The organism is Providencia sp. TYF-12, from assembly GCF_041344805.1.
In the GTDB taxonomy this organism is placed as follows: domain Bacteria; phylum Pseudomonadota; class Gammaproteobacteria; order Enterobacterales; family Enterobacteriaceae; genus Providencia; species Providencia huashanensis.
Genome location: NZ_CP166833.1, coordinates 2,656,539 through 2,674,689 on the forward strand (window position 1 = coordinate 2,656,539; position 18,151 = coordinate 2,674,689).

General features: G+C 41.9%; 16 protein-coding genes and 1 tRNA gene. 7 read left to right on the plus strand and 10 right to left on the minus strand.

Annotation, left to right across the window (positions count from 1 at the left end; translation table 11 throughout):
• Positions 1–12 precede the first annotated feature (12 nt).
• From ABE954_RS12000 to cmoB, 3 genes are all read left to right on the plus strand, one after another.
• Complete coding sequence (locus ABE954_RS12000; RefSeq protein ID WP_042843906.1) at positions 13–411, plus strand: MAPEG family protein; 399 nt, start codon at positions 13–15, stop codon at positions 409–411.
• 128 nt (positions 412–539) lie between these two features.
• Entirely contained in the window at positions 540–1,289 is a 750-nt protein-coding gene (cmoA, locus tag ABE954_RS12005; RefSeq protein ID WP_042843907.1) for a carboxy-S-adenosyl-L-methionine synthase CmoA, read from the plus strand.
• Positions 1,290–1,291: 2 nt separating this feature from the next.
• Entirely contained in the window at positions 1,292–2,263 is a 972-nt protein-coding gene (gene cmoB, locus ABE954_RS12010; protein ID WP_042843908.1) for a tRNA 5-methoxyuridine(34)/uridine 5-oxyacetic acid(34) synthase CmoB, read from the plus strand.
• 62 nt (positions 2,264–2,325) lie between these two features.
• Here the strand turns inward: cmoB and ABE954_RS12015 are convergent, their stop codons facing one another.
• From ABE954_RS12015 to ABE954_RS12035, 5 genes are all read right to left on the minus strand, one after another.
• Positions 2,326–3,102, minus strand: a complete 777-nt coding sequence (locus ABE954_RS12015) for a DmsC/YnfH family molybdoenzyme membrane anchor subunit (protein ID WP_129465872.1) — start codon at positions 3,100–3,102, stop codon at positions 2,326–2,328.
• Between the two features lies 1 nt (position 3,103).
• Positions 3,104–3,721, minus strand: a complete 618-nt coding sequence (locus ABE954_RS12020; RefSeq protein WP_042843910.1) for a DMSO/selenate family reductase complex B subunit — start codon at positions 3,719–3,721, stop codon at positions 3,104–3,106.
• A gap of 10 nt (positions 3,722–3,731) precedes the next feature.
• Positions 3,732–6,155 carry a DMSO/selenate family reductase complex A subunit gene (locus ABE954_RS12025; RefSeq protein ID WP_129465871.1) on the minus strand — a complete coding sequence of 808 codons (2,424 nt, stop codon included), beginning with the start codon at positions 6,153–6,155 and terminating at the stop codon, positions 3,732–3,734.
• 281 nt (positions 6,156–6,436) lie between these two features.
• Complete coding sequence (cutC, locus tag ABE954_RS12030; RefSeq protein WP_042843912.1) at positions 6,437–7,198, minus strand: copper homeostasis protein CutC; 762 nt, start codon at positions 7,196–7,198, stop codon at positions 6,437–6,439.
• A gap of 182 nt (positions 7,199–7,380) precedes the next feature.
• Positions 7,381–7,932 carry a VOC family protein gene (locus ABE954_RS12035; protein WP_187550941.1) on the minus strand — a complete coding sequence of 184 codons (552 nt, stop codon included), beginning with the start codon at positions 7,930–7,932 and terminating at the stop codon, positions 7,381–7,383.
• Between the two features lie 170 nt (positions 7,933–8,102).
• Here ABE954_RS12035 and argS point away from each other — a divergent pair, with 170 nt between their 5' ends.
• A complete protein-coding gene (gene argS / locus ABE954_RS12040) occupies positions 8,103–9,833 on the plus strand; it encodes an arginine--tRNA ligase (RefSeq protein WP_042843913.1) in 1,731 nt (576 codons plus the stop codon).
• Between the two features lie 201 nt (positions 9,834–10,034).
• On the opposite strand, the gene murJ is transcribed toward argS, so the two are convergent.
• Together murJ and rimJ are read right to left on the minus strand one after the other, a co-directional pair.
• Positions 10,035–11,573: a murein biosynthesis integral membrane protein MurJ gene (murJ, locus tag ABE954_RS12045; protein ID WP_206227103.1), complete on the minus strand. Its 1,539-nt coding sequence runs from the start codon at positions 11,571–11,573 to the stop codon at positions 10,035–10,037.
• A gap of 91 nt (positions 11,574–11,664) precedes the next feature.
• A complete protein-coding gene (gene rimJ, locus ABE954_RS12050) occupies positions 11,665–12,252 on the minus strand; it encodes a ribosomal protein S5-alanine N-acetyltransferase (RefSeq protein ID WP_129465867.1) in 588 nt (195 codons plus the stop codon).
• Positions 12,253–12,526: 274 nt separating this feature from the next.
• Between rimJ and mdtH the strand changes: the two genes are divergently transcribed.
• On the plus strand, positions 12,527–13,732 hold the full coding sequence (gene mdtH, locus ABE954_RS12055) for a multidrug efflux MFS transporter MdtH (protein ID WP_042843916.1): 1,206 nt from the start codon (positions 12,527–12,529) through the stop codon (positions 13,730–13,732).
• A 38-nt stretch (positions 13,733–13,770) separates the two neighbouring features.
• Positions 13,771–14,331, plus strand: coding sequence for a lipoprotein (locus tag ABE954_RS12060; protein WP_042843917.1), 561 nt, complete (start codon positions 13,771–13,773; stop codon positions 14,329–14,331).
• Between the two features lie 143 nt (positions 14,332–14,474).
• On the opposite strand, the gene ABE954_RS12065 is transcribed toward ABE954_RS12060, so the two are convergent.
• Positions 14,475–15,026 carry a molecular chaperone gene (locus ABE954_RS12065; RefSeq protein ID WP_042843919.1) on the minus strand — a complete coding sequence of 184 codons (552 nt, stop codon included), beginning with the start codon at positions 15,024–15,026 and terminating at the stop codon, positions 14,475–14,477.
• Positions 15,027–15,220: 194 nt separating this feature from the next.
• The gene (ghrA, locus tag ABE954_RS12070; protein WP_042843920.1) at positions 15,221–16,162 is read right to left on the minus strand and encodes a glyoxylate/hydroxypyruvate reductase GhrA; all 942 of its coding nucleotides are present in this window, start codon (positions 16,160–16,162) and stop codon (positions 15,221–15,223) included.
• 351 nt (positions 16,163–16,513) lie between these two features.
• On the opposite strand from ghrA, the gene ABE954_RS12075 reads away from it, so the two are divergent.
• Positions 16,514–16,601 (plus strand) — tRNA-Ser (locus ABE954_RS12075).
• Between the two features lie 8 nt (positions 16,602–16,609).
• On the opposite strand, the gene ABE954_RS12080 is transcribed toward ABE954_RS12075, so the two are convergent.
• Positions 16,610–18,127, minus strand: a complete 1,518-nt coding sequence (locus ABE954_RS12080) for a sodium:alanine symporter family protein (protein WP_210788901.1) — start codon at positions 18,125–18,127, stop codon at positions 16,610–16,612.
• Between the last annotated feature and the right edge of the window lie 24 nt (positions 18,128–18,151).

Consider the following 18,151-nt stretch of genomic DNA (forward strand, 5'->3'; position numbering starts at 1 on the left):
GTGGAGTAAAAAATGGTCAGCTCTTTGTACGCTGTACTAGGTGCCTTACTGCTGCTTAGATTATCTTTAAATGTTGTGAAGCTGCGTAATCAATATCGTATAGCTTATGGTGATGGCGGTTTTTATGAATTACAAACTGCAATCCGTGTTCATGGCAATGCCATCGAATATATCCCTATCTCCCTTATTTTGTTACTTTTTATGGAGATGAACGGCGCACAAGTTTGGATGATCCACGTTTGTGGTCTTATCTTAATTGCGGGTCGCTTACTTCATTCCTATGGCTTAAAAAACCATGACTATACATATCGCCGTTCAGGTATGGTAGCAACCTACCTTGCTATGGCATTGATGGTCATGGCAAACACTTATTATTTGCCATGGATACAAATCGTTTCGTTTAATCTTTAATTTTTATCGTCTATACGGCACTTACTCACGTGCCGCCGCATTATTCCATGGTATATGGATAGATTTTCAGAAAGCAGCCTTTCTGATACAATCCCCCACTACTTTTGTTTTTGATTAATACAGAACTTATGTCAAGTCAGGACCCAACCCAAAAAGACAGCCTTTTTTCTGCACCTATTGCTAACCTTGGTGATTGGCAATTCGATGAAAAAGTTGCCGAAGTTTTTCCCGATATGATCCAGCGTTCAGTACCGGGGTATTCAAATATTATTACCATGATTGGCATGCTTGCTGGTCGTTTTGTTAAGCCACACAGCCGAGTCTATGACTTAGGGTGTTCGCTAGGTGCTGCCACTTTATCTATAAGACGCAACATTACCGTCGAAAATAGCCAAATCATCGCAGTCGATAATTCACCTGCAATGGTCGAGCGATGCCGTCGTCATATTGATGCTTACCGTGCAGATACACCGGTTGAGGTTATTGAAGGCGATATTCGAGATATCAATATCGAAAATGCCTCAATGGTTGTGCTCAATTTTACCTTACAATTCCTCAATCCGAATGACCGCCAGTTATTACTGAATAAAATTTATCAGGGGTTACAACCAGGTGGTATCTTAGTACTTTCTGAAAAATTTAATTTTGAGGATCAAAAAATCGGTGAATTATTGTTCAATATGCACCACGATTTTAAACGTGCAAATGGCTACAGTGAGCTAGAAATTAGCCAAAAACGCAGCATGCTAGAAAATGTGATGCTGACAGATTCTGTTGAAGCTCATAAAGAACGCCTAAAAAATGCAGGTTTTACTCACTGTGAGGTTTGGTTCCAGTGCTTTAATTTCGGTTCACTTCTAGCACTTAAAGAGGCTTGAGTATGATTGATTTTGGTCGTTTTTACCAACAGATCGCTGTTGGCCCTTTAAGTCATTGGCTTGAAACCCTTCCAGCGCAAATTACTGAATGGAAAAAGCAAGGTTTACATGGCGGTTTTTCCTCATGGGAAAAAATGTTAGATAACTTACCTGTCATGACACCAACACATTTAGATTTACTCAACAGTGTCACTGCCACACGTGAGCCCGAACTGACATCCGGTGAGACTCGACGTTTAAATAATATCCTTGAGCAATTAATGCCTTGGCGAAAGGGGCCATTTTCACTGTATGGCGTCAATATTGATACCGAATGGCGTTCTGATTGGAAATGGGATCGCGTTTTGCCTCATATTTCGTCGTTAAAAGACCGCTATGTGTTAGATGTCGGTTGTGGAAGCGGTTATCACATGTGGCGCATGTTAGGACAACAAGCTAAATTTGTCGTCGGCATTGACCCAACAGAGCTGTTTTTATGCCAGTTCGAAGCAGTCAGAAAACTATTAGGGGATGACCAACGTGCCCATTTATTACCTCTAGGGATAGAGCAACTCCCTGCACTTAACGCGTTTGATACCGTATTTTCAATGGGTGTACTATATCACCGTCGTTCACCACTTGATCACTTATGGCAACTGAAAAATCAGTTAGTTAACGAAGGTGAATTGGTCCTTGAAAGCCTTGTCATTGAAGGTGATGAGTTCCAATGTCTAATCCCGGGTGATCGCTATGCTCAAATGCGCAATGTGTACTTTATTCCTTCAGCTAAAATGCTCAAAGTTTGGTTAGAGAAATGTGGTTTTGTGGATGTACGTATTGTTGACCAAGCGGTGACATCTTTGGAAGAACAGCGCCGCACACAATGGATGAGAACAGATTCATTAGCGGAGTTTTTAGACCCTAATGACCAAACTAAAACCATTGAAGGTTATCCTGCACCGTTACGCGCTATCTTAGTTGCTCGCAAACCTTAAAACTAAAACGCCTAGGGGAAGTTTCCCATAGGCGTTTATTTTAATGATTATTTATCAGAAAGTTACATTGTTATTTGCCATAAATTATAAAAAGCAATTCGACCCGACAACTCTGCTAAGATCACTGCTATTGCACAAATACCCAGTAGCGCCGTCGAATTCCGTCCCCGGTATAAAAGTGCTGGGAAAACAAACAGCATCAATGCGAGAACAACCAGTTGGAAGCTCCAAAAACCCGCTTGTTCCGCACTAATTTCAGGCCCTGTTTCACCCAAAAATGACACATAAGCGGCTCTTGTAGCAAAAATAATAACTGCCCCAATAAGGAAGGCCAAAGCCCCTAACCGCTGAGCACCCAATAGAATGGCTAATGCCCCTCCACCGACTAGCAACGTCATCCACATTTGTAAGGTTGTGAAGACAGTAAACCAATTAGCAACTGTGGCAATGTTATAAACTTGTGGAATTGACCATACAAATGCCAAACCAAAAATCACCGTGCCGATGTTACATAGTTCACTTAATGCTTTATTTTTAATAAATAAAGTAAACAGTAAAGTTGCAGCCCCAAAAGCGACAAAAATACCACTCAATAAAGCTTCATTACTCATTGGTGAGCGGCCAACGCCTAATAGCATATTAAAGAAGCGTAAAGGTTGCCCCACATGCAGTGCCCCCAAAGCTAACGCAATTATCATCGTAATAAAAGCCACTATATTGGCGTTACGCAATTGGTACTCATCAACCATCCCTATCTTTTTACTCAAATAAGCAAGTAAATATAGACCCGCTGCTGACTGACCCAATACGGTAAAAAATACAAGAGGAAGTTCGTGCATGTTATACCTCCGCCGGGTTTTGTAATTTACCGCTCGTATCACCATAAGGCTTCGCGTCTTTATGCGGTTTAATCACAATATTAGGGTTGGTTAGATTAGGATTTGGCATAGGTGCAATACCACTTATATTACCGTGACGTTCACGAAGTATATTGATATCGTCAAAATCTAATGCTCGTTGAGGACAAGACTCCACACACACAGGTTTCATCCCCTTTTCAACTCGTTCGTAGCAACCATCGCATTTGCTCATCAGATGTTTCTTTTCATCGTACTGTGGCGCACCATAAGGACAACGTAATTCGCAGTAGCGACAGCCAACACAAACACTTTGGTCGACGACTACTAAGCCATCCTGTTCTCGCTTATGCATGGCTCCCGTTGGGCACCCTTCAACACAAGTCGGGTTAGAACAATGGTTACACGAAATGGATAAGTAATAGCTATAGACATTTTGTTGCCAAATACCATCTTGCTGCTGCCAACTTCCACCACCGAACTCATAGACTCGACGAAATTTAGGCCCTAAATCGAGATCTTTTTCATCTTTACAACTGACCTGACAAGTTTTACATCCCGTGCATTTCGTTGAGTCAAAATAAAAACCATACTGTTTCATCAATCACTCCTTATGCACGTTTTACGTCAACTAAGTTAGTATGTTGAGGGTTACCCTTCACTAAGGCCGATGGCTGTTGGGTGGTTAATGTATTAATACATCCACCAATATCAACACCCTCATCATTCACTTCACGCCAAGCACCTTGTGGAACAGCAATAACCCCCGGTAAAACACGCTCAGTGACTTTAGCTTTGATATACATTCGCCCGCGGTCATTAAATATTTCGGTATTATCACCATCCTTGATCCCTCTAGCAGAAGCATCGATTGGGTTAATCCAATATTGATGGGGTACCGCTTCTCGCAATATTGCAATATTAAAATAAGACGAATGCGCATGGCCCTTATCATGGTAGCCGGTCATTTGTAGCGGATATTTTTGTTTAGCTTGTTTGTTTTCAACACCTTCTGTATTTACGCAATATTCAGGTACTGCTGGAATGCGTTGGTCTGACGGGTATTCCCACTCTTTCGCTATCTTCGCTAACCGTTCTGAATAGATCTCAATTTTCCCTGATGGTGTCGGTAGAGGAGCCATTTCTGGTGAGTCACGGAATGATTTTAATGCAATATAGTCCGCACTATTCGCCAGTTTTCTATCGACAATCCCCATATCATTTGTTTCTTCAAATGTCGGTAAATGCGGGTTTTTCTCGCGCATTTGATTGTAGCAGTACTCAATCCACTGCTCATGGGTACGCCCTTCGGTAAATTGTTCTTTAATACCTAGTTTTTGCGCAATATCAGCCAGTACATCATAAGATTGGCGGCACTCCCATAATGGCGTAATCGCGTTTTGCAGGCGAATTGCATAATGATATGCACCACTTGCATAGGAATTATTGATCAGGTCATTAGACTCTACGCTCGTGACATCAGGTAAGATCAAATCTGCATATTTTGTCGATGGCGTCATATGTGTGTCCCAAACAAGGATAAATTCACACAAAGACTCATCCGTCAAAATGTTGTGAGTTTTATTTAAATCAGAGTGTTGATTGCCAGTAACATTGCTTGCGTAATGCCATAAGAATTTTACATTTGTTTCGAGGCGCTCTTTACCGATAAGCGTCGAATTTGTTGCTGTCATCTCCGTTCCACGGGCAATGGCATCCGTCCACATAAAACAAGGGATTTTAGTCTTAACTGGGTTAGGAATAGCAAACCCTGGCACTGAATAAGCAACATTACCGCCCCATCCTCCGGCGTTGGTACCAGGACGGCCAATATGGCCCGTAACAATGGGCAGCATCATCACTGCGCGAGAAGCCTGCTCGCCTGACGCTGTTCTTTGCAGCCCCCAACCTTGAGAGATCCACGCTGCTTTAGCATTCCCTAATTCACGAGCTAGTTGAACAATACGGGTAGCTGAAACGCCAGTAATTCGGCTCGCCCATTCAGGTGTCTTTTCTATGCCATCATCACCTTTGCCTAAAATATAATCTTTATAAGAGCCATTTTTTGGCGCAGACTCAGGCAATGTTTGGCTATCCCAACCAACACAGTATTGGGCTAAGAATGCCTCATCAGTTAGCTGTTCTTTAATTAAAGTATGGATGATTGCAGCAACCAAAGCCCCATCTGTCCCGGGGTAAATAGGTATCCACTCAGCGCCAAGTGTTGTCACACTATCTGTCCGGCGTGGGTCAATAATAATCACTTTAGCTTTGCTTTTTTCTAATGCATGGAGGGTTTCATAAAATTGCCCACCACCTGACATACGTGTTTCTGCAATATTATGACCGAACATCACCACTAAATCGCTATTCGCAATTTCAGACAACAGTGAGTCGTCTAATTTCCCATAAACATAGGGAATAACACCGTTTATTTGCGCGGTTGAATAGGTACCATGTTGGTCAAGGAACCCACCCAGTTGGCTTAATAGGCGCTTACAAGCATTACGCCCTTGTAAATTTGCTCCTGTCGAGCCTGAACCATATTGGTAATAAATAGCTTCATTACCATAAGTATCAATAGTAGAACGTAGTTTTTGTGCCACTATTGTTGTTGCTTCATCCCAAGTGATACGTTTAAATTTCCCTTCTCCGCGCTTTCCTGTACGTAATAGCGGGTACTTCAGTCTATCTGGGTTGTAGGTTTTCCAACGAACAGAGCGCCCTCTTAAGCATGGGCGTATTTGATGTAAACCAAATTGCGAGTCATCATACATAGTCTCATTGGAGATTCGGGTAATTACATCATCCTTCACATGCACTTTTAACGGGCACCTGCTCCCACAATTCACTAAACATGCGCTGTATTTAATCGTTTCATTGATTTCATCAGGTTGAATGGTAACTGGTGGTGTTGCTTGAGCAGAGAAAGGTAAAGTGATGGAACTGACAATGGCCGTTGTGGTCGCGACTGATGCAGAGGCTTGAATAAATTGCCGCCTACTCAGCGCTTTTTTTCTGATATTGTTAATCATTACATTGCTACCTTTTATTATTATAAATTGAATTACATCGTATTTTTATAGTAATTAAATAGTAGCCATATAAAAAACATGGTTAATTGATATGCATCAACACAACCGATAATCACACCATTAATAGCAAATAAATCATATTATTTACGGTATTAAGCGGTATTTATTAATGAATTAACTGCTAAAAAGCGCAAAAGCAATAAGGAAAACCAATTCATTGATTTTCCTTATCTTATAAACAACACCTAAATACCGTATTGTTGAATGCCTTAAATTATCAGCTACGCAGAGGCTTTTTCTGTAATAGAAATAAAGTCTTTCATCGCTTCTACCGTTGGCCCATCGACACAATAATGAGTAAATTCATCACTTTCACTATTTGATGCCATTGTGACACCGACTTTACGATAATTCATCGTTGAAGGGACGGTTTTACCCGCTGAGCTATGGACTTCGGTCAAACCTATTTCGATAAACTTACTTAAATTAGCTAAACGAACGCCAGCCCCGGCCATGATTTTCGGCCCATCCATCTGGCGGCTTTTTTCATGCAGTTCTTTCAGGAGAGGTAAGCCCAATTCTGCACCTTGTTGTTGGCCAGAAGTTAATATCCGTGCAACACCTAGCTCTTTTAACTGTTCTAGTCCAAGCATTGGGTTGATACACATATCAAATGCGCGGTGGAATGTGATATTCATTCCCTGTGCTATTTCCATTAATACCTGCATTCGGTTAATGTCAATACGTCCCTCTGTATCAAGGACTCCCACGACTGCCCCAGGAAACCCCATTTCTTTAATCATGACTAAATCTTCACAAATAACATCAAACTCACTAACGTTATAACAAAAATCACCACCCCGAGGACGAATAATAGGATGAACTGGAATATAAAGTTTTTCCCTTGCTAATTTCAGATAACCATAACTTGGTGTCAGCCCACCATCTGCGGCGCCAGAGCACAATTCGATACGATCCGCACCATATTCTTGCGCCACTTGGGCACATTCGATCCCGAAACAGCAAATTTCCAGTTTTGCCATGATGACCTCCAAAAAGTGGCAATAAAGCTAATGCTTTAAATACCCTACAATAACAGTAGGGTTATAATGTTAAACGTTAACACTTGAATTAATAATGCCATTAATCAGTGAATGTTATCGGATGGATATCACACCCCGAAAAGTTAACGGGGACTATTGATCAATAACGTTACTTGTATCACTTATTTTTCACTTTCAATTATCTTTTTTAGCGAAAATGGATGGTATTTAACCGTTACCTCACCATTTGACACTGCTAATGTTGGATTAGGCAACCTTTCTTGCTGGCCTTTGGGTTGACTTACTTTGATCCTGTAGCCATAAGGTAGAGGGTCTGGCAGTAGAGCACGTGCTGCCATTTCTAATTGTGAAGGCTCAACATCAATGACCATCTCAATATGTTCCCAACTTTCTTTTGGGTAGATTTTATCTTTAGGGAATGGAAGCTCAATAATATAAACATCCTGCTGTGCAATACTAATCGGCTCTGCTAGCTCATATAAACGTATTGGGCGGCCATTGATAAGGTTATCTGACACCAGTTGCGCGCACTGCATTAAACCTTGGTGCCAACGTTCTGCGGTGTTAATCTGATGGCAACGTACTGAGATATGGTCAATAAGATATGATGACAAGGATAAATTTAATTCCTCAGCCATCTGCTGTAATTTATCCCTAAATACAGGTAAATCGTCCCATAAATCTTGTAATTGTGAAACTTCACTCAATTTCATGACGCCAAAAGCCCCTTTCAATAAAACTAATCCCCTAAACAATGGCGCAGACTGTAGCATGAGAGCCCTAAAATGTGGTATAAAACCTGCCGATTTTTCTCTTCCACCTTTTAGTTCTGCGCATGTGATGGCACAATGCGGTAACTATGTTCGTAATTTAAGGTATTTCGGTGAATATTCAGGCGATTCTTTCAGATAAAATTGGTGCTGCAATGCTAGCAGCAGGTGCTCCAGAAGGCAGTGACGCGCTGGTACGTCAGTCCGCGAAGGCTCAGTTTGGCGATTATCAAGCCAACGGGGTAATGGGCGCTGCTAAAAAAATGGGGATGGCTCCGAGACAACTTGCTGAGCAGGTTGTTAATCACCTTGATTTGGACGGGGTTGCAAGCAAAATCGAAATTGCAGGTCCTGGGTTTATTAATATTTTCCTTGAACCGACTTGGATAGAGAAACATATCGAAGACGCTTTAACTTCACAACGGTTAGGCATCGCACCCGTTAAACCTGAAACGATTGTTATTGACTACTCCGCACCAAATGTTGCAAAACAAATGCACGTTGGTCATTTACGTTCAACTATCATTGGTGACGCTGCCGCGCGTACTCAAGAATATCTTGGTCATAAAGTGATCCGTGCCAACCACGTAGGTGATTGGGGTACACAATTTGGTATGTTAATTGCCTACCTTGAAAAAGTACAAAACGAAGATGCAAGTGATATGGCCCTTGCTGACCTCGAAGCGTTTTACCGTGAAGCGAAAAAGCATTACGACGAAGATGAAGAGTTTGCCGTGCGTGCCCGTGGCTACGTAGTAAAACTTCAGTCAGGTGATGAATACTGCCGCCAAATGTGGCGTAAATTGGTTGATATCACCATGCAACAAAATCAACAAACTTACCGTCGTTTAAACGTCACATTAACTGAAGATGACGTGATGGGTGAAAGCTTATATAACAGCATGTTACCCAATATTGTCGCGGACTTAAAAGCAAAAGGCCTTGCGGTTGAAAGCGAAGGTGCGACGGTTGTCTTTCTTGACGAGTTTAAAAACAAGGAAGGCGAGCCTATGGGGGTAATAGTTCAGAAGAAAGACGGCGGCTTCTTATACACCACCACAGATATTGCTTGTGCCAAATACCGCTATGAAACCCTACATGCTGACCGTTCGCTGTATTATATTGACTCACGCCAACATCAACATTTAATGCAAGCATGGACTATCGTGCGCAAAGCCGGTTACATCCCTGAATCCATGTCTTTGGAACACCATATGTTTGGTATGATGTTGGGTAAAGATGGTAAACCATTTAAGACTCGCACAGGCGGAACGGTACGTTTATCTGACTTACTTGATGAGGCTATTGAACGCGCACAAAACCTGATCCGCGAGAAAAACCCTGAAATGCCAGAGGACGAGCTGGTCAATGTTGCAAATGTTGTGGGCATTGGTGCGGTTAAGTATGCTGATCTGTCAAAAAATAGAACCACAGATTACATTTTTGATTGGGATAACATGCTAGCCTTCGAAGGAAATACAGCTCCTTACATGCAATATGCTTATACGCGTGTGGCCTCTATCTTCAAAAAGGCTAACTTAAGCCACACTGACCTCACTTTACCGATTTCATTACAAGATCCACGTGAAATTGCACTAGCAACACGGTTATTACAGTTTGAAGAAACCATCCTGACAGTAGCAAGGGAAGGAACTCCTCATGTTATGTGTGCCTATTTATACGAATTGGCTGGGTTATTCTCAAGTTTCTACGAGCATTGCCCTATTCTGTCAGCGGAAAACGAAAATCAACGTCAAAGCCGCCTGAAACTTGCAGCATTAACACAAAAAACACTGAAAACTGGTTTAGATACACTTGGTATAGAAACCGTTGAAAGAATGTAATTGTGGCTATCAAGCCCAAAAAACAGCCCACATAGTGGGCTGTTTTTTTATGCTTAGAGACTAAACTCTTTGTCACTTTTCTAGATTTCATTGATGGAATTACCAACCTCATCATAAAAACAAATGATAAGGCTCGCGAAAAAAGCAACAAAAAAGCCCAATACATTGATTGGGCCTCTCAACATTAGTCCGATATACAGCTTAAGCGATACTGCGTTTCATAAAATCACGTGGCCGAAAACCGAGGGCGAACAAGGCAATAAAATAACTAGCCGCACCAATAACCACCACCATAATTAAACGTAGCATGCGCATTAGCATATTCCCTTCTTGCCATGATGGCATAAAGTGCAATACACCAAATAACACAAGCCCCATTACCACTAAAGCAACTAATAATTTAAATAGAAAACCTTTCCAGCCAGCTAGAGGTTGGAAAATATCTTGTTTACGTAATTGCCAATACAGAACACCGGCATTGAAGCACGCTGCTAAGCCAATAGACAAGGCTAAGCCAGCATGCTGGAGTGGCCCAATAAAAGCCAAGTTCATCAATTGAGTTAATATTAAAGTCACGATAGCAATTTTAACTGGTGTGCGAATATCTTGGCGTGAATAAAACCCCGGCGCTAAAATTTTCACTAAAATCATCCCTGTCAAACCCACACAGTAAGCCACTAAAGCATATTGTGTCATCAAAGAATCATGAGCTGTAAAATTGCCATATTGGAAAAGAGAAACCGTTAACGCTTCAGATAATATTGCTAACCCAAGAGCACAAGGTAGCGCCAATAGTAGACAAAGACGCAACCCCCAATCCATTAACTGACGATATTCATTCTGGTTACCGCTTGTGAAACTTTTCGCCAACGACGGCAGCAGAATAGTCCCTAAGGCGACCCCGAGTACACCAGACGGTAACTCCATCAGGCGGTCTGCATAGTACATCCAAGAAACCGAGCCTGACTGCAAAAATGAAGCAAAAATAGTATTAATAATTAATGAGATTTGCGCGACAGATACCCCAATAATAGCGGGTCCCATCATTTTCATTACACGCCAAACGCCGCTATCTCGAAATGAAAGACGTGGCAGAACTAACATACCAACCTTTTTTAAATAAGGTAGCTGATAGACTAACTGTAAAACCCCACCCATAAGTACTGCCCATGCAAGAGACATAATCGGTGGATCAAAATAAGGGGCAGCAAAAGCAGCAAAAATGATCATGCTGACATTGAGCAAGGTTGGGGCAAAGGCTGGAACAGAAAAACGGTTCCAAGTATTCAGGATTGCTCCCGCTAATGAGGCGAGTGAAATCAAAAAGATATACGGAAAAGTGACACGAAGTAAATCCGTTGTTAGGGCAAATTTACCCGCATCATCGGTAAACCCTGGGGCAGTTACATAAATAATCCAAGGTGCCGCCACCATACCAGCCACCGTCACAATTGCCAGTGCCAGTGTTAGCATCCCCGCAATATAAGCAACAAATGTACGAGTTGCCTCTTCACCTTGCTGATTTTTATATTCAGCTAATATAGGAACGAAAGCTTGAGAAAACGCGCCTTCTGCAAAAATCCGACGCAATAAATTTGGTAATTTAAACGCGACAAAAAAGGCGTCAGCTGCAGCCCCAGCGCCAAAAACCCGAGCAATGATAGCATCACGAATAAACCCAAGCACACGGGACATCATGGTCATTGAGCTTACAGCTGCTAGCGATTTTAATAAATTCATGATTGATAAACTAAAAGAATACAATCGTATCAGTTTAACAGCGCCCGCTGCTACTGACTACGATTGAAAAGTAAATTAGGAGTTTAGGTATTTAAGCTTTATGGCGTCCCCACGCATCATCGGTTAATGCCGTCAAGACATGATCTCGCCATTCACCATTGATTTGTAAGTACTGCCTTGCATAACCTTCACGTTCAAAGCCCAACCTCGCCAGAAGGTTACCACTACGCATATTATGAGGCATATAATTAGCCATAATACGGTGCATTTTTTGATGCTTTTGCATATAACGCGTCACTTGCGTTAATGCCTCATACATCAAGCCATGACCTTGCCATTTCTCACCTAAGGAATACCCTAAATAACATGCATGAAATGAACCTCGTAGGACATTACTAAAGTTAGCAACCCCCATCACTTCATTTTCTTCTTTATCTAGTAAAAGAAAATGATAAGCACTTCCTTCACGGTGCATTTCATTCATCACTTGTAACCGGTTTTGCCAACCTGCGGGTTGATAATGTGAATTATCCCGCGTTGGTTCCCACGGCATCAAAAAATCTTTATTCAAACTATAATAATCAGCAAGTCGATAATTATCACGTTCATAAGTCAAACGAATAATCATTCTATCAGTAATAAGACGTACTTTAGGTACATTTGAACGATAACCAAACATCGTTAACCCTTAATTAATAATAAACCCTGACAACTGTTCTAGATTGTAATTTAAAGACCTAGGAGCATACATAAATATGTGACTAGACTTGTTTAACGCAACCAATAACACTGCGATGCAAAATATGGCGGCTATTTATCGATAAAAATAAATCATCAATAACCACCTTTACCCACGATAAAAAAATATCATCTATTGCCTCATATTATACTGATATTATTGACAAGTAACATTAAGGTTCCATCCCTCTTGGCTATTTTTCTAATGGTGTGTCATGGCGCAGGTGTCACGGGCAAGAAGCCTTGGTAAGTATTTCCTTTTATTCGACAACATGTTAGTTGTTCTCGGGTTTTTTGTCGTTTTTCCCCTTATTTCAATTCGATTTGTTGACCAGCTAGGTTGGGCAGCCGTAATCGTTGGTTTTGCCTTAGGCCTTAGGCAATTTGTACAGCAAGGTTTAGGTATTTTTGGGGGAGCTATCGCTGACCGTTTTGGCGCCAAGCCCATGATTGTAATTGGAATGCTGTTGCGTGCTAGCGGGTTCGCCGTCATGGCAGTTGCCCATGACCCGTGGGTTTTATGGCTATCCTGTGTACTTTCAGCTCTTGGCGGCACCCTGTTTGACCCACCCAGAACTGCGCTTGTGATCAAATTAACTCGTCCTTACGAACGTGGGCGCTTCTATTCTTTGCTGTTAATGCAAGACAGCGCTGGGGCAGTAATTGGTGCCTTAATTGGGAGCTGGCTTTTACAATACGACTTCCACTATGTTTGCTGGGTAGGAGCCGCTGTCTTTGTTATTGCGGCTATTTGTAACGCTTGGTTATTACCTGCTTACCGCATTTCAACCGTTAGAACCCCAATAAAAGAAGGTATGGCTCGGGTATTAAAAGATAAACGTTTTGTCACTTATGTTGTAACTCTAGCGGGTTACTTCATGTTATCTGTGCAAGTTATGTTAATGTTTCCTATCGTTGTTAATGAATTGGCAGGGACACCAACCGCGGTCAAATGGATGTACGCTATCGAAGCCGCGATATCTTTAACATTGCTCTACCCGATTGCGCGCTGGAGTGAAAAACATTTCCGCCTTGAACAACGCCTGATGGCCGGCTTATTTTTGATGAGCATCAGCATGTTCCCAATTGGAATGACAACTTCGCTCAATACATTATTTGCACTTATTTGCCTGTTTTATCTTGGAACCGTTACCGCTGACCCCGCTAGAGAAACTCTCAGTGCTTCTCTCGCAGATCCTCGTGCTCGTGGCAGCTATATGGGGTTTAGCCGCTTAGGCTTAGCATTAGGAGGAGCCGTCGGTTATACCGGAGGCGGCTGGATGTATGATATTGGCCATCAATGGAATATGCCGCAACTACCGTGGTTTTTATTAGGCATTATCGGCTTTATTACTTTATGGGCACTCCACAAGCAATTTAATCGTAAAAAAATAGAAACAGTCATGTTGAGTGGGCAGTAATACGCTAAACTAGCAGTATTATTGTAAAAGGAGTCATTATGAAAAAATTTTTATTGGCGACAATGATTGGCTTTCTCACTTTGTTGACTGGCTGTAGTCAATTATCTGAATTCAGTATTAGTGAATCACAAATTAATAACTATCTGGCGAACAAAGTAAAATACGACCACAAGGTTGGGGTAACCGGCTTTGCAGATGCGGATATTCAACTGGCGAATTTAAAATCAGAAATTGGCCGCAGTGAACCGGGGAAGATAGCACTAACTGGGGATGCAACCGTTAAATTAGACTCCCTGATTGGTAAAGCGGAAGCGCAAATTAACCTCACGCTGACCGCCCGCCCATACTTTGACGCACAAACAGGCTCTATTTACCTAAAAGAATTAAATATTAGCCAATATACGGTGATGCCAGAAAAAATGGACACCGCAATGTCAGCCGTTATCCCTTATTTGAATAGCTCCCTTGAAACATTTTTCGAAACTCAGCCTGTTTATGTATTAAACCCAGATAACGGTGCAGCTGAGGCAACCGCTAAAAAATTAGCGAAAGGCTTAGAAATAAAACCCGGTAAACTGGTCATTCCATTAGTTGATTAGTTATCACCATAAATTATTTCGATTGAGAAACGCATTTAAGGCAACAGAGAAATCTGTTGCCTTTCTAGTTCAATCAAAAATATTAATCAATGCATGAGAATAATAGGCTAAAACCGGCCTCTCCTGATGTGACCCTGTCACAATCACTCTATTTCTGAATCCAACTCATCACGTAAAGCAATAACAGCGTCACGAGTAATTTGTGCCAGCGTACGATAAAATGCCGTTTTGGCGTGAGCTTCAACTTTACCTAAAAAAGTACCATACCAACTTAGGATATAACTATCGAATAGCTCTTCTTGTGCGGCTATTTCATCTTCCGCTGCTTGGTCTTCCAACCACGATGCTGCCAGTAATAAAGCCCCAAATGCGTCTGTTGGTGCATCGGTTAAAGACATGCCTCTCACCGTTAAAAACTCACGGACCTCTGCCTCAGTGATTTCGGAGTCGTAATCATTCGCTAGCATTGATACTGCCGGCACTTCACCCGTAAATAACGCATGATAATCCGCACTAATGGCTTTGACATCTAACCCTGTTGACATACGAGACCAAAGTTCATCTTGCTCTAATGGCCATGATGCTTTCAGTTTATCTTGTGCGATCAGGTCAATCAGCGGTTTAACTAGGCTGTCATCAGGGCTACGTTGAAATAGTGTGCCTAAAATACGGCAAACGATTGAAAATTCGTTCATATACATTTTCCTATTTTACAAATCAATAGCCACATCGTCGTGACCAACGCAATGATCTTTTAGTATATCGAAAAAATAGGAAATATATTAGGTAAGAAAAAGAGGAATAACCTCGACAGGTGAATAAATAGAAACAAGATAATAGCGAGTGGCTCTTGGTATACACCGCCCCACTCGCAATAACAGAACAGTAATTAATAACCGCGCTGCATATCAACAACACCAACTGGGGCTTCACCCGCTTCGATACGCTGAATATTACTGGTAATCATATCCATCGCTTCATTAGGTAGCGTAAACGCCGCGACATGTGGCGTAATGGCAATGCGTGGATGTGTCCAAAATGGGTGCATTTGCGATAATGGCTCGCTAGCAAACACATCTAGCGCCGCACCAGCAATTTGCCCAGAATCAAGCGCTGAGAGTAAATCTTGTTCAATTAAATGTGCACCACGTGCTAAGTTAATCACATATGCGCCTTTTTGTAGCTGGCTAAATAATTGCTGGTTGAGAATACCAACCGTTTCAGGAGTACTTGGTAATAGGTTGATCACCACACGAGTTCCTGCAAGGAAGCTTGCAAGCTGGTCATGGCCATAATAACTCTTCACTTTATCAAGGTGTTTTTCAGAGCGGCTCCATGTTTTGACGTGGAAACCAAAGCTAACTAGGCGCTTAGCCACCGCTTGCCCTAGAGCACCAGCCCCCATCACACCAATAACAAATTCGTCATGTTGATACGCTGGCAATTGTTTCCATTGGCGCTGTGATTGTAACTGCCGGTATTCATCCATACGACGGAAGTAAGATAAGACTTTCGCACAGGCATATTCTTCCATTTGAATCGCCATCCCCGTATCTTCTAACCGCATAACAGGCACCCCAGCCGGTAATGTCCCAGGGTTATCGTGCTCCTGTTTTAAAATAGCGTCGACACCTGCACCTAATGCAAAAATCCCTTTTAAATCACTGCGCCCAGCTAAACACTCATAAGGGGGTAACCAAACCATGGCATAATCAGCTGCTTGATTATCCCCTTTTTCCCATTGACGAATATTAGCTTGTGGTAATCTAGCACGCATGCCTTCAATCCACTGTTTTGAATCAAAAAATGGATGGTAAAATAAAATATTCATGGCGACTCCTCTTCGGTTTCTAACAGAGTGTGCCGAATGGCTTTTCTTTTCAAGTTAATCAACCTTATACAGCTCACTCTATAAGAATTTTGTTAACTAGCTAACGGTTTTCACTCTCCCTTCTTGCAGTTCAAAATTAACATAACAAATATCAGTCACCCTAAAATATAACAATTAAGATTAGATAATAATCAAATTGATTTTTATTTAGCTAAACAACCATAAATGTGGGAAAAAGAATAAATAGATAGTTGACGCAAGACGCTATTTTCCCTATAGTAGCGCCCCGTTGCAGAGCAGGTTTTTATTACCTACTCCACAACGGATATAGCAGTACAGATTTAGAAAAACGGTGAGGTGTCCGAGAGGCTGAAGGAGCACGCCTGGAAAGTGTGTATACGGCAACGTATCGAGGGTTCGAATCCCTCCCTCACCGCCATTTTTCTTCTAGTTTTCCCTTTCTTCTTTATACGAAACTTCCTTTTCTTGCCCATTTTTAGGGCCAATACCGATACCTCTTTCATGGTACTCGCGGCTAATGTCTTCCCAAAGTTCAGCATTTTCCACCCCTGCTACTTTTGGGTCGAAAACAGGGTCAATTCCCAGTTTTTCTTGTCGTTCATAATCCCGTAAAGCACGCAATGCAGGTTTCGAAAGAAAGACTATCGCGATTAAATTGAGATAACTCATACTACCAAAGCCAATATCGCCTAAACTCCACATTAGGCTAACTGACTCCACACTTCCCATAAAGACGATAATTAAAAATACAAACTTAAGGATCAATTTGAGTACTGGATAAGACAGCTTCCTATCAAGGTAAACGATGGTTGTTTCTGCAATATAATAGTAAGCCATCAGTGTTGTGAAAGCGAAAAGGAATACGGCAATTGAAACAAACCCTGACCCGGCTGAAGTAAATACTGTGGATACCGCCATTTGTGTCCACGCCGTTCCTGCGGCCACTCCTGGGACATATTCAACTAATGCTGTTGCAGAACCGTCAGGGAACACATTGTACATATTGGTCACTAGGATCATCAACCCTGAAGCCGTGCATACCACAACTGTATCAATATAGATTGAAAAGGCTTGGATCAAACCTTGTTTAACCGGATGGCTCACTTCAGCCGCCGCAGAACTGAATGTTGCCTCACCTGCACCAGCAACATTAGAAAAAACAGCTCGGCGTACCCCCCATGAAACCGCAGTACCGATAATTCCACCAAAAACAGCATCCATCCCCATTGCACTACGGAATATCAAGCTAAACATTGCTGGGACTTTCTCATAATGGCTACCTAAAATAATCACCATCATCACGATATAAGCAAGAGCCATAATCGGCACAATTTTATCCGCAGCACTCGCAATACGCTTGACGCCACCAAAGATTAACCACGCCATTAGCACAGTGACGATTACACCTGTCACAATCGGAGGGAGATTGAAAGATGTTTGGAAAGCATCTGCGATGGTATTGGCTTGAATACCAGGAACTAATATCCCATAAGATAAACAAATGACAGCAGCCACCACGATTGCAAACGGTTTTAACTTTAAACCTTTTTCAATGTAGTAAGGGGAGCCGCCTCGATATTGGCCATCAGAACGTTGCTTATAAATCTGAGCTAATGTTGACTCAATAAAAGCACTAGCCCCTCCTAATAGCCCCATGACTACCATCCAAAAAATAGCACCGGGACCACCCGCGGCAACAGCGGTTGCGACCCCAGCAATATTACCAACACCAACGCGACCAGATAAAGCTAAGCAAAATGCTTGGAATGAAGAAATCCCATCCTTTGATGCTTTATTTTCCTTTAATAAACAAACCATTTTGATGATATAGCGAAACTGTACTCCACGTGTCGCTAAAGTAAAGTAAAGCCCCACACCTAGCGATAATATGACTAATGCATTACCCCAGATGTAACCAACGATTGTATTAACGATGGCTTCCATTTTGTACTCCTTCGTTATTGTAAT